Origin of the sequence: Pseudomonas fluorescens NCIMB 11764 (assembly GCF_000293885.2) — a bacterium.
In the GTDB taxonomy this organism is placed as follows: Bacteria; Pseudomonadota; Gammaproteobacteria; order Pseudomonadales; family Pseudomonadaceae; genus Aquipseudomonas; species Aquipseudomonas fluorescens_B.
The window spans coordinates 1,218,493-1,236,129 of record NZ_CP010945.1; the positions used below are offsets into that span (position 1 = coordinate 1,218,493).

The window sequence follows — 17,637 nt, forward strand, 5'->3', positions numbered from 1 at the left end:
TTATCGGGCACGCTCAGCCGCCAGTATTTACAGCCACCGGTGGATGTCGGGCGGTGATATCGAACAGCGTGTAGGACAGCGTCAGGTGCTTCACATCCTTGGGCATGTCACGGTCAACGATGAAACGTACCGGCATCTCGATCCGTTGACCGGGCTGCAGCACTTGCTGGGTAAAGCAGAAACATTCGGTCTTGTGGAAATACGCCGCCGCGGCGCTCGGCGCGATGCTCGGCACCGCTTGCGCGCTCATCGGCTTGTCAGTGGGGTTGTGCGCGATGAAGATCATCTCGTTCACCGCCCCCGGGTTGGCCGTCAGCTCGTCGCTCTTGGGGTAGAAATCCCAGGACATGTCAGCCGAGTTGGTCGACAGGAACTGCACGCGGACCTGCCGCGAGGTATCGACGGTTTGTTCGCCCTCATACTGGCCGCCAGTCTTGCCATTGATGCCGAATGCCTTGCACATCACGTCGTAGATCGGCACCAGGGCAAACCCGAAAATAAACATCGCCACCACTACCAGCAGCAGGCGGGTGACCAGCTTCTTCATCGAAATCGAGTCAGCCATGGGATCCAGCCTCTACGCATAACCCGATAGGAGTGGGCCTTTGTGGCGAGGGAGCTTGCTCCCGCTGGGTCGCGAAGCGGCCCCAAAAGTTTTGCGTCTGCTTCGCAGCCGAGCGGGAGCAAGCTCCCTCGCCACACAGGCTCGCTCCTACAGGGGCGAAGGTGTTCATTTCACTTCCGGCGGCGTGGTGAACGTGTGATACGGCGCCGGTGACGGGATGCTCCACTCCAGGCCTTCCGCTCCATCCCACGGTTTGGCCGGTGCTGGCGGGCCGCCGCGGATGGTCTTGATCACGATGAACAGGAAGAAGATCTGCGTGGCACCGAACATGAACGCGCCGATCGACGACACCATGTTGAAGTCGGCGAATTGCAGGTTGTAGTCCGGAATCCGCCGCGGCATGCCCGCCAGCCCCACGAAGTGCATCGGGAAGAACGCCATGTTCATGCCGATGAACGAGAGCCAGAAGTGCAGCTTGCCGAGGGTTTCGTCGTACATGTGGCCGGTCCATTTCGGCAGCCAGTAGTAGGCCGACGCGAAAATCCCGAAGATTGCCCCTGGCACCAGCACATAGTGGAAATGCGCGACCACGAAGTAGGTGTCCTGGTACTGGAAGTCTGCCGGGGCGATGGCCAGCATCAACCCTGAGAACCCGCCAATGGAAAACAGGATCACGAACGCCACCGCGAATAGCATCGGCGTCTCGAAGGTCAGCGAGCCTTGCCACATGGTGCTCGCCCAGTTGAACACCTTCACTCCGGTGGGCACCGCGATCAGCAGCGTGGCGTACATGAAGAACAGCTCGCCCACCAGCGGAATGCCGACCACGAACATGTGGTGCGCCCAGACGATGAACGACAGGAACGCGATACTGGCCGTGGCATAAACCATCGAGGTGTAGCCAAACAGCGGCTTGCGCGAAAAGGCCGGAATGATCGAGCTGACGGCACCGAAGGCCGGCAGGATCATGATGTACACCTCAGGGTGACCGAAGAACCAGAACACGTGCTGGAACAACACCGGATCACCGCCGCCGGCGGCACTGAAGAAACTGGTGCCGAAGTGAATGTCCATCAGCATCATCGTCACGCAACCGGCCAGCACCGGCATCACCGCAATCAGCAGGAATGCGGTGATCAGCCAGGTCCAGACGAACAACGGCATTTTCATCAGCGTCATGCCGGGGGCGCGCAAGTTGAGGATGGTCGCGATCACGTTGATCGCGCCCATGATCGAACTGATCCCCATCAAGTGGATGGCGAAGATGAAGAACGTCACGCTTTCCGGCGCGTAGGTCGTCGAAAGCGGGGCGTAGAACGTCCAGCCGAAGTTCGGCCCGCCACCGGGGGTGAACAGGGTCGACACCAGCAGGATGAACGCCGCCGGCAGCAGCCAGAAGCTGAAGTTGTTCATCCGCGGCAGGGCCATGTCCGGTGCGCCGATCATCAGCGGGATCATCCAGTTGGCGAGGCCGACGAACGCCGGCATTACCGCACCGAACACCATCACCAGACCGTGCATGGTGGTCATCTGGTTGAAGAATTCCGGCTGGACGATCTGTAACCCCGGCTGGAACAGTTCGGCGCGAATCACCATCGCGAACGTACCGCCCAAGAGGAACATGGAGAACGCAAACCACAGGTACAGCGTGCCGATATCCTTGTGGTTGGTGGTCAGCACCCAGCGCATCAGACCTTTGGCAGGGCCGTGGGCGTGATCGGTAGCATGACCATGATCATCAATGACGGCGCTCATGGCGTGTCTCCTGCAAACAGATGGGCTGGGCAGGCCGGGGCGCGCTGCCCCGACCGGTTCCTTGGTTGCGCAATAGGCCGGGTCATTGGCTTTCCGCCTGTTTCAGCTCCAGCACTTCTTTAGGAGTGACCATGTCGCCTTTGTTGTTGCCCCAGGCGTTACGTTCGTAGGTCACGACCGCCGCGATATCGACTTCCGAGAGCTGCTTGCCGAACGCCGCCATGGCGGTGCCAGGCTTGCCGTGGAAGACGATGCCCAAGTGATCCTTGATCGGGCCGGTGGCGATTTTCGAGCCCTTGAGTGCCGGGAACATCGGCGGCAAGCCTTGGCCTTCGGCCTGGTGACAGGCCACGCAAGTGGTGTGATAAACCTTGTCGCCACGCTCTTTAAGCTCGTCGAGGGTCCATTCCTTGCTGGTCAGCTCTTTGAGCTGCATGGCCTCGGCCTTGCGCTCGCCCAGCCATTTTTCGTAATCGGCCTTTTCCTTGACCTCGACCACGATCGGCATGAAACCGTGGTCCTTGCCGCACAACTCGGCGCACTGCCCGCGGTAGATGCCAGGTTTGTCGATGCGGGTCCAGGCTTCATTGACGAACCCCGGAATCGCATCGCGCTTGACCGCGAAGGCCGGCACCCACCAGGAGTGGATAACGTCAGCGGAGGTCACCAGGAAGCGCACCTTGGCGCCAATCGGCAGCACCAGTGGCTTGTCGACCTCCAGCAGGTAGTGCTCGCCCTTGGTTTCCTTGTTGTGAATCTGGTCGGCGGGCGTGGCCAGGTTGCTGAAGAACTCGACGTCCTGGCCCAGGTATTTGTAATGCCACTTCCACTGATAGCCGGTGACCTGGATATCGATATCCGGCTCACTGGCGTCGTACATCTTGATCAGGGTCGCCGTGGCAGGAACCGCCATGGCCACCAGGATCACGAAGGGCACGATGGTCCAGAGGATTTCGACGGTGGTGCTTTCATGAAATTTTGCGGCCACCTGCCCGGTCGAGCGACGGTGGAGGATCATCGACCAGAACATGGCGCCGAAGACGATGATGCCGATCACTACACAGATCCAGAAAATGGTCATGTGCAGGTCAAATACTGCGTGACTGATTTCAGTCGCTCCCGGCGCCATATTCACAGTCCAGGCGGCGTGCGCCTGACCGAAAATCGACCACAACAGGAGGCCCATCCAGACGTGTGGATGTCGCATCATTGCGGGTTCCCCTTATCGTTCTTGTTATCCCGCCGGCTTTCACCTGCGGCAAGGGAGCGGCATTTCAGACTACGAACTTGAATCGCCGGGCCTTGCTGCGTGTGCAGTCGGGCGTCATCAGCTAACTCCATTCCCACCCGAGTATAGACAGCGACTGCCACCTCGCAACGTGACGGCGTAAATGATCTGAAACAGCTGGGACTTGCGTTCAAGGTCCCGAATGGAGAAGGATGCAGACGAGTGGTGGCAAATGGATATAACTGTGATGTCTCAAGGATGAAACAATTATGACAAATGCGTCTTAGCCTTTTTCGTATGCAAGCTAAGTTATGTCTTCCCTATTTCATTGCCTTTGTTTCCTGGAGTTTTCATGAACACCGCCGCATTGCGCGAGCAGATCCAAAAAGCCCAACAACACGAGGCCGAGACCGGCCTGTTGACGCGTCAGCTGGAAAGCAAACTGCCTCATCTACACCCCACGATCCAATTGCCGGAGGCGGATGCCAACGGCGTGTTGACGCGTTTTGTCGCCGCCTACATCGATGAAGTTCCTGATCTGCTGGATGCAGCCAATGAAGTCGCCAGGGAAGCGGGTATCGAGTCACAGATCAAACCGGTGCTGAAAATTGCCGAGCAGTACTTCCTTCAGCCGCCGACCATCATGGCGGGTCACATCGGGCTCGACAGCCTGCTGGACGAAGCCTATCTGGCGCATCGGTTTGTCGAAGAGGTCAACGACCTGTACATCAAGCACTTTGGCCAGCCACTGATCCCATTGGACATGACTGTCGCCAACCTGATTGCTCACCAACTGATCGGTGAGGAATTTGCCAACCAACTGGATGAGGCGGTGCATCACGCCGTGGACGAGATGCTCAACGATGAAAGCTTTGCGCTGGAGTCGGTGGAAGCCTATCGCGAGAAACTCAGCAGCCCCGATACCGGCGCTGCGTGGAAGCGCTGGCCGTGCATGTCACGCCGGTTGGGCGTAGGGCTGGAGCTGGATCAGCCCGCCGCCTGATCCAACTGAAAAACCCAAACCCCTGTGGGAGCGGGCTTGCTCGCGAAGGCGGTGAGTCAATCGACATTAATGTTGAATGACCCACCGCCTTCGCGAGCAAGCCCGCTCCCACATTGTCTATGTTCAGGCCGTAGAACCTACTCCGGTGGTAGTCCGTAACCGCCCTTCAAGCCTGCGCTTCAACCCTCGCGCTTCAATCAATAGCGTCGAACCCTTGGCCGCATTGGCCCGACCCCATTCTTCAAGCAACTCCAGGCACGAGTGATCGATATAGCTCAGGTTATTGAGCGGCACATGCACCGTTGCACCGGCGGGAATGGTCCCCAGCACCTGAGTCAACGCCGGCACCTTGAGAAAGGTCGCAGCCCCGATCAAGCGCAACTCCATTTCACCGTCCTTGGGCAGATCGATCAGGCTGATCTTCAACCGCGAGGCTTTCCACGCCAGCTTGGCCAGGGTCAGGCCGAAGCCGATCAGTACGCCGGTCAACAAGTCGGTGAAGACAATCGCCAGCGCTGTCGCGGCGTAGGTGAACATCGGCATCCGGCCATAACGGCCCAGACTGCGGAAGGCCTTGAGGTCGACCAGTTTGAAACCGGTGTAAACCAGCACACCCGCCAAACTTGCCACCGGAATGCTCTGCAGCACGCTGGACAGCAGCAACACGAACGCCAGCAGCCATAGGCCATGGAATATCGTCGACAGTCGTGTGGTGGCGCCAGCTTGCACATTGGCCGAGCTGCGCACGATCACGCCGGTCATGGGCAACGCACCGAGCAGGCCGCAGAGCATGTTGCCGACGCCTTGCGCCGAGAGTTCCCGGTCGAAGTCCGAGCGTTGACCGCTGTGCATGCGGTCTACCGCAGCGGCAGACAGCAGGGTTTCGGCACTGGCGATGAAGGCGACAGCGAAGGCCGCGATCAGCAAGGTCGGATCAGCAAGATTGAGCAAGTCCGCCGGTTTCAGCCAGTCGATGGCTTCCGCCAGATTGGCCGGGACCTCCACGCGTTTGACCTGCAAGGCGAGCATCAGGCTGGCGACAGTCGCCAGGCCTACACCCAGGAGCGCTCCCGGAATGAAGCGCAGGGAATGCGGGCGCAATTTTTCCCACAGGTACATCATCGCTATGGTTGCGAGCCCGAGCAGGCCGGCCTGCCAACCAAAAGAAGGCAAGGCTTGCGCCACGGCAGCCGGAAAGGCCGCCAGGTTATCCAGCCCCGACGGTTTGGGCACGGCGTCGAGCATCACATGCACCTGTGACAATACGATCAGCACGCCAATCCCGGCGAGCATGCCGTAAACCACCGCCGGCGCTGTTACCCGAAACCAGCAGCCCAGTTTCAAACGTCCGGCCACCAATTGCAGAAACCCCGCCAGCAGCAGAATCGGCCCGAGCATGGCGATGCCGTGCTGGCGCACCAGTTCGAACACCAGAACAGCCAGACCCGCCGCCGGACCGCTGACTTGCAGGGGCGACCCCGCGAGCCAACCCACGACCAGACCACCGATGATGCCGGTGATCAGGCCTTTGGCCGGCGGTAATCCCGAAGCGATGGCGATGCCCATGCACAAGGGCAGGGCGACCAGAAACACAACCACTGAAGCGAGCAGCTCCCGTGGCAGAACAGCTTTGAGTTGCGCAGCACGCATGGTGATTCTCCCGAAGATTTCTTCAGGCATGGCGTGGCCTGGCCGCTGAAACAGCGGCCAGGGTCAAACCACACAGATTTTTAGGAAGATTTAGAAGCGCGCTTTGGGCGTCGCCACCGGAATCGGATGGCTGCCATCGAGCGGCAGGAAACGCCCCTGATCGGCGTCATAAGCTTTGATTGCGCTGGTTTCGATGTCATAGACCCAGCCATGGATGAACAGATGACCGTTCGCCATGCGCGAGGCTACCGAGGGATGAGTACGCAGGTGCTGCAGTTGGGCGATGACATTCTCTTCGGTGAGGATGTGCATTGTTTCGTTTTCGTCGGTGCAGTTGCAGTTGTCGTGCACCATGGATTTCGCGACTTCCGCATGCCGCAGCCAGGCTTTGACCGTGGGCATCTTTTCCAGGCTGTCGGGATTGAGCACGGCACGCATCGCGCCACAATCGGAGTGGCCGCAGATGATGATGTGTTGCACGCCCAGCGCCAGCACCGCGTACTCGATGGCGGTGGAAACACCGCCGTTCATTTGGCCATAAGGCGGTACGACGTTGCCGACGTTGCGAGTCACGAACAGATCGCCAGGCGAACTGTGGGTGATCAGTTCGGGCACGATGCGCGAGTCGGCGCAGGTAATGAACATCGCCCTTGGCTGTTGGGCGGTGGCGAGTTTTTTGAAGAGCTCTTCCTGCTGCGGAAAGATCTCATGATGAAAATGCAAAAAACCATCAACGATATGCTTCAACGCTGCATCGGCGGTTTCCGCCTCGGGTTGGGCTGAAGCCGACGCAGCCAACGGCTGTTTATCCTTGTCACTCATGAATTCATCCTCATTGGCGGAGTCAGGGAATTTTCCCGTTTTGTCCGGTGTGAAGCCAGTGGCTGTTTAAAAAACATCCAGGTCGGAAATCTCGACCCGTCAGTCACTCGATGAACAAGGTAGCTGCCGAAACTTAACTCAAACTGAATCAACTGCTCTAGAACGTGCGTTACAGGTTACAAAAAATGTGACCAGGCTAATTATGTCGCACGTTTCCTACTACTCAACCATAGGCCAATTGTCCTCAAATCAACGACATCTGGCGACCCGGCGGACAAAAGGCGTCGCAATCCAGATTGAAACCTTCCCGTCGATTGAGCCCCAGGCGTTTGATGGTTTTGGCAAAGCGCTGCGCCAACAGATCGGCAAACGGACCTTCGCCACGCATTCGGGTGCCGAACCGACTGTCATACAGTTCACCGCCGCGGCTCTGGCGAATCAGACTCAACACATGGGCTGCTCTTTGAGGATAGTGGGCCGCCAGCCATTCCTCGAACAACGGTGCCACTTCCAGCGGCAGGCGCAACATCATGTAGGCCGCACTTTGTGCTCCGGCCGCCTGCGCCTCGGTCAGCAGGCTTTCGAGCTCGCTGTCGTTGATCATTGGAATCATCGGTGAACACAGAACGCCCACCGGAATCCCGGCCTCGCGCATTACGCGGATCGCCCGTAGACGGGCCTTGGGCGCAGCGGCGCGGGGTTCGAGGATGCGTTTGAGTTCATCGTCCAGGGTGGTCAGGCTGATCATCACCGCTACCAGCCGTTGTTCGGCGAGTTCAGCCAGCAGGTCCAGGTCGCGCAGAATCAGCGAGCCCTTGGTGATGATCGTCACCGGGTGACGGTAACGCAGCAGCACTTCCAGGGTTTTGCGGGTGATCTTGTGTTCCCGTTCGATGGGCTGGTATGGATCGGTGTTGGAGCCCAGGTTGATCGGTGCGCATTGATAGCCGCGTTTGGACAGTTGCTCTTCCAGCACATCGGCGGCATTGGTCTTGGCAATCAGTTTTGTTTCGAAATCCAGCCCCGGTGACATGTCCCAATAAGCGTGGCTGGGTCGTGCATAGCAATAGATGCAGCCGTGCTCGCAACCGCGATAGGGATTGATCGAACGATCGAAGGGCAGGTCCGGCGAGTTGTTGCGGGTAATGATGGTTTTCGCGGTCTCGATGCGCACCTCGGTGCCCTGGGTCATCGGCGCTTCCTGATACCAGCCATCGTCCTCCGCCACTGAGCGGTTCGGGGCGAAGCGGTTGTGAGGGTTGGTGGCGGTGCCGCGTCCGCGGGGAGGCAAGGGAGTGCTCATCGATCAATACTCTTTGCTGTATGTGCATACAGTATCGAAGGATGAACGAGCCGGCCAGTGCCGTTCGGCACTCCGACAGGGCAGGAAACTTCTTGGCAATGAAGTTGACCGGCGAGTTCAACCTGGTGACATTCCGGGAAACATATGACGAATAGCTTGGAGACTAAATTAATAAGTAGTATCCGTCTCGCACGAAGTTTCGTGTCTTAATTAATTAAATGGATTTCATTAATGTCGATTTTTAATCAGCGCGGTATCTTTTTACAACTTATGCAGCCAAGTGCTTCGGAACCAAACACGCTCGTTTCAATACAGCTTGCCCGTATGGAATTGGGTTTTGATGCCGAAAATGAAGTGCAGACCGAGGCCCTGGTGGATTCTGTCTATATGACTGCAACTTCAGTTGATGGCGGTCGTTCGTTCGATATCAAAAAAGTAAAAAGTGATGTGGACGGTGACGGCGATATCGACAGCGACGACAAGGAAAAACTGCTGGCTCTGGCCAAAGCTTATTCCAGTATCGTCAATCCGTAAGCCTGGTTACTCACTAAACCTGTGAGAGTGCCGCGCAGGTTTAGTTGTGAAGTGCGAGTTGAATCAGCCGTCGCAGGTATTGTTGGAAAGCACAAATTCAAAGGGAGCGGATTCACGATTCTTTGACAGGTGGCTCACGGACCTTTGACCGCTCGACGCTCATTGTGGCGTCGTCACCCCGCCTTCCAATACGGTCGTCAAGCATGTCCCCACGCCTTATTCCTGCGATGTGTTTGTCGCTGGTTGCACTGTTCAACCTGACGTTTGCTCACGCTGACGAGACAGTCGTGCCCCGTCCTGCGGAGTGGGCTCAACCGGTCGGGGTTCAGTACAACCTTTTCCAGATGTCCCCGACTCTCTACCGCAGCGCATTACCCGATCGCGGAGCCGTTCCCTTGTTGGCAAAACTCAAGGTCGCCACGGTGATCAACTTCCTGCCCGAGTCCGATTCAAGCTGGCTGGCCACACCCGGTATCGAACAGGTGCAACTGCCCTACCGCACCAATCACGTGGATGATGCGCAAGTCCTCACGGCCCTTCGTGCCATTCAGAGCGCCGAAGCCAAAGGCCCGGTGCTGATGCATTGCAAACACGGCTCGGACCGTACTGGCCTGATGGCCGCCATGTACCGGGTGGTTGTGCAGGGATGGAGCAAGGAGGACGCCCTGAGCGAGATGACTCAGGGCGGCTTTGGTGACAGCACACACTTCAGGGACGGTGTTCGTTACATGATGCAGGCCGATGCCGAGAAGCTGCGCACAGCGCTGGCCAACGGGGAGTGCAGCACGAGCCCGTTCGCTGCGTGTTCGATGAAAAACTGGTTCAAGTCCGCCCATGTCGAGTAAACAGCACCTCCCACGGCATTGCGCTGTGGGAGGTGATCACTGGACTCAGTGCTGTTCGTCAGGCTTTTTCTTCAGCTTCGGGTTCGGGAAAAACTGTACGGCCTGAACCTTGGCGTCCGGTACCTTCAGCGCCGAAACATTAACCCGCGTTCCCAATTCCTTGGGGACGGACAGGCCTTGTTCATTCAACGTGTCTGAATACCCGCAGGCCACGCACTCGCGGTGCGGGACGTCGTCTTCGTTCCACATCATCAACTTGTCCGGCTCGCTGCACGCCGGGCAGACCGCCCCGGCGATGAAGCGTTTTTTCGTCTTCACAGGCGCCTCACTCATGCTGCTGCGTCCTCACTCAGGCCGCTGTGGCGCAAGAGTGCGTCAATCGACGGCGCACGGCCACGGAAGTCGACGAACAGCACCATCGGTTCCTGAGAACCGCCGCGGGCCAGGATCGCTTCGCGGAAGGCGCGACCGGTTTCGGCATTGAGCACGCCGTCCTCTTCGAACTTCGAGAACGCGTCGGCGGACAGCACTTCTGCCCATTTGTAGCTGTAGTAACCCGCCGCGTAGCCGCCAGCGAAGATGTGGGCGAAGCTGTTCGGGAAGCGATTGTAAGCCGGCGGGCGCATGACCGAGACCTCGTCGCGCACGCCTTCGAGCACTTGCAGCACGCTGCGGCCATCGCCGTGGGTGGCATGCAGTTCGAAGTCGAACAACGAGAATTCCAGCTGGCGCACCATCATCAGGCCGGACTGGAAGTTCTTCGCCGCGAGCATTTTTTCCAGCAGATCCTGGGGCAGTGGCTCACCGGTTTCGTAATGACCGGAAATCAGCGCCAGGCCTTCCGGCTCCCAGCACCAGTTTTCCATGAACTGACTTGGCAGCTCGACCGCATCCCACGCCACGCCGTTGATGCCGGAGACGCCCGCGTGTTCGACGCGGGTCAACAGGTGATGCAGGCCGTGACCGAATTCGTGGAACAGGGTGGTCACTTCGTCGTGGGTCAGCAACGCAGGCTTGCCGCTGTCGGCCGGTGTGAAGTTGCACACCAGATTGGCCACCGGGTTTTGCAGTGCGCCTTCAGCGGTGCGGCGACGGTCGCGGGCGCCGTCCATCCAGGCGCCGCCGCGCTTGTTGGCGCGGGCGTAAAGGTCGAAGAAGAAGCGGCCGACATGCTGGCCATTTTCCTTGATCTCGAACAGGCGAACGTCCGGGTGCCAGGTGTCGAAGCCTTTTTGCTCGGCGATTTCGATGCCGTACAGACGTTGAACGATGGCGAACAGGCCGCTCAACACTTTATCAATCGGGAAGTAGGCGCGCAGGGCTTCCTGGGCAACGCTGTAACGTTGTTCGCGGAGTTTTTCACCGTAGAAACCGCTGTCCCAGCTTTGCAGGTCCGGGCAGCCTTGTTCGGCAGCATAGGCCTTGAGCTGTTCCAGATCCTGGACGGCGAACGGCTTGCTGCGTTTGGCGAGGTCGCGCAGGAAACTCAGCACCTGATCGCTGGATTCGGCCATTTTGGTGGCCAGGCTCAGCTCCGAGAAGCTGGCGAAGCCCAAGAGTTTTGCCAGCTCCTGACGCAGGTCGAGAATTTCTTCCATCACCGGGCCGTTATCGTTCTGACCGGCATTCGGGCCTTGGTCCGACGCACGGGTACAGTAGGCGGCGTAGACTTCTTCGCGGAGGGCTCGGTCGTGTGCGTAGGTCATCACCGCGTAGTAGCTCGGGAATTCCAGGGTGATCAGGAAGCCTTCCAGCCCCTTGGCCTGGGCAGCTGCGGCCATTTGCGCCTTGGCCGAATCGGTCAGGCCGGCGAGGGCCGCTTCGTCGGTAACGTGCTTGGTCCAGGCTTGGGTCGCATCGAGCAGCTGGTTGGAGAAGCGGCTGCCCAGCTCTGACAATTTGCTTTGCACTTGGGCGTAACGCTGTTGCTCGGCTTCTGGCAGATCAATACCCGACAGACGGAAGTCACGCAGGGAGTGTTCCAGGATAGTTTTTTGCGCCACGTCGAAACCGGCGGCTTCCGGGCTGCTGGCCAAGGCTTCGAAGGCCTCGAACAATTCGCGGTTCTGGCCCAGCTCGGTAGAGTAGGCACTCAGGGCGGGCAGGCAGGATTCGTAGGCTTCGCGCAATTCGGCGCTGTTGCACACGGCATTCAGGTGGCTGACCGGGCTCCAGGCAGCGCCCAGACGATCGTTGAGTTCGTCCATCGCCAGCACCAGGCCGGCCCAGGTCGGTTGTTTGCCCTGGGTTTTGAGGATATCGATAATCGCGGCGCGGTTGTCAGCCAGGATCTGTTCAATGGCCGGTTGCACGTGTTCGGCACGGATCGCCGAGAACGGAGGCAGGTCGTAGGACTGCAGAAGAGGGTTGTTCACGCTCACGGTTGGCACCTTGGCTGGAAGAAACATGCCGCCATCTTAATTACAATCGACGCTCACCGCAGCTATCGGCAACAGAGAGAAACCCTATCGTGACCCTTCGCAAGTATCAGAACCACACGCCACTGCTGGGCAAAGGCGCTTTTGTCGACAGTTCGGCGGTGGTGATCGGCGACGTCGAAATCGGCGATGACAGCTCCGTTTGGCCGCTGACGGTGATCCGTGGCGACATGCACCGCATCCGTATTGGCGCACGCACCAGCGTGCAGGACGGCTGCGTGCTGCACATCACCCACGCCGGGCCGTTCAACCCTGATGGCTTTGCGTGTTTGATCGGTGATGACGTGACCATCGCGCACAAAGTCATGCTTCACGGATGCAGCGTGGGCAGTCGGGTGCTGATTGGCATGGGCAGCATCGTCATGGACGGCGCTGTGGTCGAAGACGATGTGATCATCGGCGCCGGCAGCCTGGTTCCGCCGGGCAAACGCCTGTCCAGCGGCTTTCTGTATGTCGGCAGCCCGGTGAAACAGATCCGTCCGCTGACTGACAAGGAACGAGCCTTTTTCACCTACAGCGCGGCGAATTACGTGAAGCTCAAGGATCTGCATCTGGCTGAAGGCTACGACCAGATCTGACCTCGACGCCCATATTCAGGATTCAACATGCATTACCAAACCATTTTGTTCGACCTCGATGGCACCCTGACCGATCCGCGCGAGGGCATCACCCGCTCAATCCAGTTCGCCCTGAGCAAGCTGGGAATTGACGAGCCCGACCTGACCCGACTCGAACATTTCATCGGCCCGCCGTTGTTGCAGGCGTTCATGCAGTTCTACGACTTCGACGAACCCAAAGCCTGGGAGGCGGTGAATTTCTATCGCGAGCGCTTCAAGGTTACCGGCCTGTATGAAAACCGCGTATTCGATGGCGTTAAGCCGCTGCTGGAAACCCTCGGAGGGCAAGGGCGCCAGCTGTACATCGCGACCTCCAAGCCGTGGGTCTTCGCCCGGGAAATCGCCCGGCACTTCGACTTCGCCAAACACTTCAAAGTCATTTACGGCAGCGAACTGGATGGCACGCGGACCAACAAGGTCGAGCTGATTGCCCACCTGATGGCCGAAGAAAACCTGGACCCGGCGAACACCCTGATGATCGGCGACCGCAAACACGACCTCATCGGCGCGCGCAGCAACGGACTGGATGCCGCGGCGGTGGGTTATGGTTTTGGCAGCCGGGAAGAGTTGAGCGCAGAAGCGCCGGCGTATCACTTTGAAACGCTGGATGAGATGCACCAGGCGTTTTTGCGGCACTGACACTCAAATGTGGCGAGGGTGCTTGCGCCCGTTGGGTCGCGTAGCGGCCCCAGGATCGGCAAGAACGCCACTGCGACGGCTTCGCCGCCGAACGGGAGCAAGCTCCCTCGCCACAGAATTACTTGCCCGTCAGTTTTTTTAGCGCTGTCTTACGCTCACCAACTGGCAATGCACCCAGCTTCTCTACCGCTGCATAAAACTTCACCCAATCCCCATCCACTTGCCTGAACAACGCCGCAAACGCCGGTACCCATTGGTCGTACAAACCAAACGGCAACAACCGGGCGTTGTTCATCGGTGCGTTGATCCAGGCGTCGTAGCGTTTGTCACCCGTCCATTGGCTATCGCGTAACTGCCGGTATTCGGTGCGCAACCGCTCGAACTCGGCTGCTTTGCGTTGACGCATCAGCTCGCTGGCCAGCGGCTGTGCGTATAGCTGTTCAAGCCGCGTACGAGTGTCCAGCACCAACTGAATAAACTGATCCCGCCGCTGCGCCAGGGCGCCATTGTCCGGCGCCAACCCGCGATGGGCACGCCACTGCCGAGTGCCTTCCTGTTCCACGAACGTGGCGAAAGACTCGTTGAACTCGGTGTCGTCCTTCACATAAAAACGCTGATGCGCCAACTCATGGAAGATCAAGGTCGCCAACCGCTCATCGCCCCAACCCATCATCGAACTGATGATCGGATCGTTGAACCAGCCGAGCGTCGAATAGGCCTCGACACCGCCGATCGACACGTCCATACCTTGCAGTCGCAGCAATGCTGCCTCGCCACGGGCCGCGCTCTGGCTGTAATAGCCGCGATAGGCCACGCAACCGGCGATGGGGAAACAATGGTTTTGCGGTGTGAGGGAAAATTCCGGCGTGGCGAACACGTTCCAGACTACGAACGGTCGGCCAATGTCAGCGTACAAGCGGTAGCTCTGGTTATCCGGCAGATGCAGATGCTGGCTGGCGAACGTTCTTGCCTTTTGCGACTGGGCCAGATGCGCACGCAGCTTCTGATCGCGAGCAGGGTCGGCAATCACCTCGGTAACCGCTTCCCGAGCCCGCAGCAATTGCAGCTGACCACTGGCCAATTGGCCGTAATAGCTGAAGCTTGCGCAGCCGTTGAGCAACAAAAACAACACACCCGGAAACAAAACGCGCAAAACGCGATCAAGTAACCCAAGGCTTGGAAGCGGCCTGATCAAAATAAAATCTCCCTGGAGAGTCTGCCCGCAAGACTATCCCGCCTGACTGGAGCTCCGCTATGCGCAAGATGATGCTGACGGGAGGCCTGTTGATGCTGACAGGCTGTGCAGGATTCGGATTACCCCACCCTGATCCCGCTCAAGCGTGGATCGATCTCCATACGCAGCAACAAGACACCGCGTTGCAAGCGCTGGAAGTCGATGACAAGGCCTCCACCGACAAGCGCTATTTTGAGGTGCAACCCGGCAGCCATGAGTTGACGGTGCGTTATCAATTCCCGGTCGAGCCGAGCAACATCGGGCCTGACGCCGAGCCGCTGTGGCGCGATTGCCAGCTGAATGTGAAATTCAACGGCTTCCATGCGGGTGAGAAATATCAGCTGCAAGCAGGGAATATCGGTTTTCGGCCGTGGGCCAAGCTCTACGACCAACAGCGAAAAGTGATAGGCCAGGGCACACCGGCAGGCTGCCAACGCACTTGATCAGCGCTATGATGAATGACCAATCCTCTGGACATTCATCATGCGCAGGTTGTTACTATTGCTCGCGGCAGGCGCCATCGCCGGTTGCCAGAGCCCGTTGCCGGCGGTCAATCCACAGATGGCGTGGGTCGAATTCTCGACGCCATTCCCCAACGATAAGTTGCTGATGGCGGAGCGACTGGACAAGCAGCGATTGCGCGATGGGCGTTTCTTCCAGGTGACGCCCGGCAGCCATGAGCTGGTCGTTCGTTTCGACTTTGAAGTGCCCGGTGGCGGGGGCTTGGGTGTGATGAATGGTCCTACGGAGCGGCTGTGCTACCTGACCATCCGCTACGAGCATTTCGAAGCAGGCCAGCGTTATGTGCTGGAAGGCCGCTCGATAGCGTTCACGCCCGGCGCTCGGTTGTATAACGCCAAGCGCGAAATCGTCGCTGAAGACCGAGAGTCCTATTGCCTCATGTGAAGCGTATCAGCGCTCGTTTTTCTGGTAGATGATGGCTTTTCTACCGTAGTCGCACGTGCCGACGACCATCGCGGCGTCATGCTTGTCGGCTTCTTCCTTCGACACGATTTCCAGCGTGTAGGAGGGCACGGCATTTGCCTGAATCTTCACTTCGATCTCATTCTTGAGTTCTTCGCAATCTTTGGGCGCTGCAAACGCTGAGGTCGTAAGCACACCACAGATAATTGCCAAGGCAAAACGTTTCATGGTTGAAGCTCCTTTGAGGCAGCACGCAGGTTGATGCGTTTTCGCTGCTGTCATTTATTCGACCACAGTCACGCCAGCCGGGTTTTGTTTCAGCGCAAAAAAATCGCAGCCTGTCGAAGGCTGCGATCACTTATCGCGACAACGCGGATCTAGCTGACCAGTGTGGCATCCAGACTGATCTTCGCATTCAGCACTTTGGACACCGGGCAGCCTTCTTTGGCTTTATTGCTCAGCTCCTCGAACTGCGCCTGGGTCGCGCCAGGAATTTTCGCCTTGAGGATCAATTTCACCGCCGTGATCGCGAACCCGCCGTCCACTTGGTCCAGCGTGACCTCGGCATTGGTATCGATGCTGTCAGCCTTGAGACCGGCATCGCCGAGAATCATAGAAAATGCCATGGAGAAACAACCGGCGTGGGCCGCGCCGATCAGCTCTTCCGGATTAGTGCCCTTGCCGCCCTCGAAACGAGCCTTGAAGCCGTAGGGCGCTTCTCTGAGAACACCGGTTTCCGTGGAAATCGAGCCGATGCCGGTTTTCAGATCACCTTCCCAATGCGCCGATGCTTTCTTGGTAATAGCCATGTCTGCCTCCTCAGGATCCAGCGCGAAGCGTCGCGCCTTCGTGGTTTTCGGTTGCTAGGGTTCTGAGGATAGACGGTGGTGCAAAGTTCACCTGATCTCATAAATCCTACCGTTTACGTAGGATTTTTTGCCTTGGCTATTGAAACTCGGGTATATGCCCTCATTGCATGAAACACGCTTATGGATTCGGCAGGTTTTCGTTTACAAGAAAAAACCTGCGTCCTCAATTTGGAGAAGCAGGTTTATGAAACGACTGTCCGACATCAAATTCTCGACCCTTGACCTTGTGCCCGTGCGCGAGAATGGCAGCGCAGCCCAGTCCCTGCGTAACTCTCTGGACCTGGCGCAGCACGTCGAAAAATTCGGCTACAACCGTTTCTGGGTCGCCGAGCACCACAACATGGATGGCATCGCCAGTTCGGCGACCTCGGTGCTGCTTGGGTATCTGGCCGGCGGCACGTCCACCATTCGGGTCGGCTCCGGTGGCGTGATGTTGCCCAACCACGCGCCGCTGGTGATTGCCGAGCAGTTCGGCACGCTCGAAAGCCTGTATCCGGGCCGGATCGACCTCGGTCTGGGCCGCGCCCCCGGTTCCGATCAGATGACCGCCCGCGCCTTGCGCCGTGAGCGCTCCGGCAGTGCGGACGATTTCCCTGAAGATGTGGCGGAGCTGGTGCGTTACCTCGGCCCACGCACACCGGATCAACGGATCATTGCTATGCCGGGCACGGGCACCAATGTCCCGGTCTGGTTGCTGGGCTCAAGCTTGTTCAGTGCACAGCTGGCGGGTGAGCGCGGTTTGCCCTACGCCTTCGCTTCCCATTTCGCACCGCGTTTCATGCATGAGGCGATTCGGGTCTATCGCAATCACTTCAAGCCTTCGGCGGTATTGGATAAGCCTTATGTGATGCTGGGTGTTCCGCTGGTAGCGGCTGACACCGACGAGCAGGCCGAATATCTGGCAACGTCGGTCTATCAGCGCATCCTCGCACTGATGCGTGGCCAAAGCCTGGTGCAACGTCCGCCGGTGAAAACCATGGACGGCCTGTGGCTGCCCCATGAGAAAGACGCGGTCCATGATTTCCTGGGGCTGGCGATGGTCGGCAGCCCGCAGAAAATCCGCGCCAAACTGGACGTGTTGATTGAGCAGACCCAGGCGGACGAGCTGATTTTTACCTGCGACCTGTACGAACATGCCGATCGCGTGCATTCCTACGAGCTGCTGGCGCAGGTCATGAAAGGCTGACACGCAAGCAGTGTCTAGTCCTGAA

Annotated in this window: 19 protein-coding genes; 8 read left to right on the forward strand and 11 right to left on the reverse strand. The window is 58.6% G+C overall.

All coding sequences use genetic code 11. The features are described 5' to 3' along the window. Window positions 1-13 precede the first annotated feature (13 nt). The 3 genes from B723_RS05600 to coxB form a co-directional block, all read right to left on the reverse strand. Window positions 14-565, reverse strand: a complete 552-nt coding sequence (locus tag B723_RS05600; RefSeq protein WP_017341776.1) for a cytochrome c oxidase assembly protein — start codon at window positions 563-565, stop codon at window positions 14-16. A 165-nt stretch (window positions 566-730) separates the two neighbouring features. Then, a complete protein-coding gene (gene ctaD, locus B723_RS05605) occupies window positions 731-2,320 on the reverse strand; it encodes a cytochrome c oxidase subunit I (RefSeq protein WP_017341777.1) in 1,590 nt (529 codons plus the stop codon). Window positions 2,321-2,402: 82 nt separating this feature from the next. Further along, on the reverse strand, window positions 2,403-3,530 hold the full coding sequence (gene coxB, locus B723_RS05610; protein WP_017341778.1) for a cytochrome c oxidase subunit II: 1,128 nt from the start codon (window positions 3,528-3,530) through the stop codon (window positions 2,403-2,405). Window positions 3,531-3,900: 370 nt separating this feature from the next. Between coxB and B723_RS05615 the strand changes: the two genes are divergently transcribed. Beyond that, window positions 3,901-4,551, forward strand: coding sequence for a hypothetical protein (locus tag B723_RS05615; protein WP_017341779.1), 651 nt, complete (start codon window positions 3,901-3,903; stop codon window positions 4,549-4,551). Between the two features lie 123 nt (window positions 4,552-4,674). On the opposite strand, the gene B723_RS05620 is transcribed toward B723_RS05615, so the two are convergent. The 3 genes from B723_RS05620 to B723_RS05630 all read right to left on the reverse strand — a co-directional run bounded on the left by B723_RS05620 (window position 4,675) and on the right by B723_RS05630 (window position 8,326). Continuing rightward, window positions 4,675-6,201 (reverse strand): SulP family inorganic anion transporter, encoded by a 1,527-nt coding sequence (locus tag B723_RS05620; RefSeq protein ID WP_017341780.1) that lies wholly within the window; start codon window positions 6,199-6,201, stop codon window positions 4,675-4,677. Between the two features lie 90 nt (window positions 6,202-6,291). Next, window positions 6,292-7,023 carry a carbonic anhydrase gene (locus B723_RS05625; protein WP_017341781.1) on the reverse strand — a complete coding sequence of 244 codons (732 nt, stop codon included), beginning with the start codon at window positions 7,021-7,023 and terminating at the stop codon, window positions 6,292-6,294. Between the two features lie 244 nt (window positions 7,024-7,267). Then, the gene (locus B723_RS05630) at window positions 7,268-8,326 is read right to left on the reverse strand and encodes a PA0069 family radical SAM protein (protein WP_017341782.1); all 1,059 of its coding nucleotides are present in this window, start codon (window positions 8,324-8,326) and stop codon (window positions 7,268-7,270) included. A gap of 231 nt (window positions 8,327-8,557) precedes the next feature. Here B723_RS05630 and B723_RS05635 point away from each other — a divergent pair, with 231 nt between their 5' ends. Together B723_RS05635 and B723_RS05640 are read left to right on the forward strand one after the other, a co-directional pair. Then, window positions 8,558-8,860 carry a hypothetical protein gene (locus tag B723_RS05635; protein ID WP_031319208.1) on the forward strand — a complete coding sequence of 101 codons (303 nt, stop codon included), beginning with the start codon at window positions 8,558-8,560 and terminating at the stop codon, window positions 8,858-8,860. Window positions 8,861-9,063: 203 nt separating this feature from the next. Continuing rightward, window positions 9,064-9,705, forward strand: a complete 642-nt coding sequence (locus tag B723_RS05640; RefSeq protein WP_031319209.1) for a tyrosine-protein phosphatase — start codon at window positions 9,064-9,066, stop codon at window positions 9,703-9,705. Between the two features lie 45 nt (window positions 9,706-9,750). Here the strand turns inward: B723_RS05640 and B723_RS05645 are convergent, their stop codons facing one another. Beyond that, window positions 9,751-10,038, reverse strand: a complete 288-nt coding sequence (locus B723_RS05645) for a YheV family putative zinc ribbon protein (protein WP_017341786.1) — start codon at window positions 10,036-10,038, stop codon at window positions 9,751-9,753. Beyond that, window positions 10,035-12,086, reverse strand: a complete 2,052-nt coding sequence (gene prlC / locus B723_RS05650; protein ID WP_031319210.1) for an oligopeptidase A — start codon at window positions 12,084-12,086, stop codon at window positions 10,035-10,037. The genes B723_RS05645 and prlC overlap by 4 nt, the downstream gene beginning before the upstream one ends. Before the next feature lie 89 nt (window positions 12,087-12,175). Here prlC and B723_RS05655 point away from each other — a divergent pair, with 89 nt between their 5' ends. Together B723_RS05655 and B723_RS05660 are read left to right on the forward strand one after the other, a co-directional pair. Beyond that, window positions 12,176-12,721, forward strand: coding sequence for a gamma carbonic anhydrase family protein (locus B723_RS05655; protein WP_017341788.1), 546 nt, complete (start codon window positions 12,176-12,178; stop codon window positions 12,719-12,721). A 27-nt stretch (window positions 12,722-12,748) separates the two neighbouring features. After that, on the forward strand, window positions 12,749-13,399 hold the full coding sequence (locus B723_RS05660; RefSeq protein WP_017341789.1) for an HAD family hydrolase: 651 nt from the start codon (window positions 12,749-12,751) through the stop codon (window positions 13,397-13,399). A gap of 118 nt (window positions 13,400-13,517) precedes the next feature. Here the strand turns inward: B723_RS05660 and B723_RS05665 are convergent, their stop codons facing one another. Continuing rightward, window positions 13,518-14,594, reverse strand: a complete 1,077-nt coding sequence (locus B723_RS05665) for an aminopeptidase (protein ID WP_031319211.1) — start codon at window positions 14,592-14,594, stop codon at window positions 13,518-13,520. A gap of 59 nt (window positions 14,595-14,653) precedes the next feature. Between B723_RS05665 and B723_RS05670 the strand changes: the two genes are divergently transcribed. Together B723_RS05670 and B723_RS05675 are read left to right on the forward strand one after the other, a co-directional pair. After that, on the forward strand, window positions 14,654-15,076 hold the full coding sequence (locus B723_RS05670; RefSeq protein WP_017341791.1) for a hypothetical protein: 423 nt from the start codon (window positions 14,654-14,656) through the stop codon (window positions 15,074-15,076). A gap of 40 nt (window positions 15,077-15,116) precedes the next feature. Next, complete coding sequence (locus tag B723_RS05675) at window positions 15,117-15,539, forward strand: hypothetical protein (protein ID WP_017341792.1); 423 nt, start codon at window positions 15,117-15,119, stop codon at window positions 15,537-15,539. A 6-nt stretch (window positions 15,540-15,545) separates the two neighbouring features. Here B723_RS05675 and B723_RS05680 read toward each other — a convergent pair whose 3' ends face one another. Then, window positions 15,546-15,785 (reverse strand): DUF1161 domain-containing protein, encoded by a 240-nt coding sequence (locus B723_RS05680; RefSeq protein WP_017341793.1) that lies wholly within the window; start codon window positions 15,783-15,785, stop codon window positions 15,546-15,548. A gap of 149 nt (window positions 15,786-15,934) precedes the next feature. After that, entirely contained in the window at window positions 15,935-16,366 is a 432-nt protein-coding gene (locus B723_RS05685) for an OsmC family protein (RefSeq protein WP_008152515.1), read from the reverse strand. 244 nt (window positions 16,367-16,610) lie between these two features. On the opposite strand from B723_RS05685, the gene B723_RS05690 reads away from it, so the two are divergent. Beyond that, window positions 16,611-17,612 carry an LLM class flavin-dependent oxidoreductase gene (locus B723_RS05690; protein ID WP_008027732.1) on the forward strand — a complete coding sequence of 334 codons (1,002 nt, stop codon included), beginning with the start codon at window positions 16,611-16,613 and terminating at the stop codon, window positions 17,610-17,612. Window positions 17,613-17,637 lie beyond the last annotated feature (25 nt).

Coding starts and splice junctions, on each gene's coding strand:
- ctaD (WP_017341777.1), bottom strand. CDS start 2,320: ATGAGCGCCGTCATTGATGATCATGGTCATGCTACCGATCACGCCCAC.
- B723_RS05635 (WP_031319208.1), top strand. CDS start 8,558: ATGTCGATTTTTAATCAGCGCGGTATCTTTTTACAACTTATGCAGCCA.
- B723_RS05645 (WP_017341786.1), bottom strand. CDS start 10,038: ATGAGTGAGGCGCCTGTGAAGACGAAAAAACGCTTCATCGCCGGGGCG.
- B723_RS05625 (WP_017341781.1), bottom strand. CDS start 7,023: ATGAGTGACAAGGATAAACAGCCGTTGGCTGCGTCGGCTTCAGCCCAA.
- B723_RS05670 (WP_017341791.1), top strand. CDS start 14,654: ATGCGCAAGATGATGCTGACGGGAGGCCTGTTGATGCTGACAGGCTGT.
- coxB (WP_017341778.1), bottom strand. CDS start 3,530: ATGATGCGACATCCACACGTCTGGATGGGCCTCCTGTTGTGGTCGATT.
- B723_RS05685 (WP_008152515.1), bottom strand. CDS start 16,366: ATGGCTATTACCAAGAAAGCATCGGCGCATTGGGAAGGTGATCTGAAA.
- B723_RS05660 (WP_017341789.1), top strand. CDS start 12,749: ATGCATTACCAAACCATTTTGTTCGACCTCGATGGCACCCTGACCGAT.
- B723_RS05630 (WP_017341782.1), bottom strand. CDS start 8,326: ATGAGCACTCCCTTGCCTCCCCGCGGACGCGGCACCGCCACCAACCCT.
- B723_RS05690 (WP_008027732.1), top strand. CDS start 16,611: ATGAAACGACTGTCCGACATCAAATTCTCGACCCTTGACCTTGTGCCC.
- B723_RS05680 (WP_017341793.1), bottom strand. CDS start 15,785: ATGAAACGTTTTGCCTTGGCAATTATCTGTGGTGTGCTTACGACCTCA.
- B723_RS05640 (WP_031319209.1), top strand. CDS start 9,064: ATGTCCCCACGCCTTATTCCTGCGATGTGTTTGTCGCTGGTTGCACTG.
- B723_RS05615 (WP_017341779.1), top strand. CDS start 3,901: ATGAACACCGCCGCATTGCGCGAGCAGATCCAAAAAGCCCAACAACAC.
- B723_RS05620 (WP_017341780.1), bottom strand. CDS start 6,201: ATGCGTGCTGCGCAACTCAAAGCTGTTCTGCCACGGGAGCTGCTCGCT.
- B723_RS05675 (WP_017341792.1), top strand. CDS start 15,117: ATGCGCAGGTTGTTACTATTGCTCGCGGCAGGCGCCATCGCCGGTTGC.
- B723_RS05600 (WP_017341776.1), bottom strand. CDS start 565: ATGGCTGACTCGATTTCGATGAAGAAGCTGGTCACCCGCCTGCTGCTG.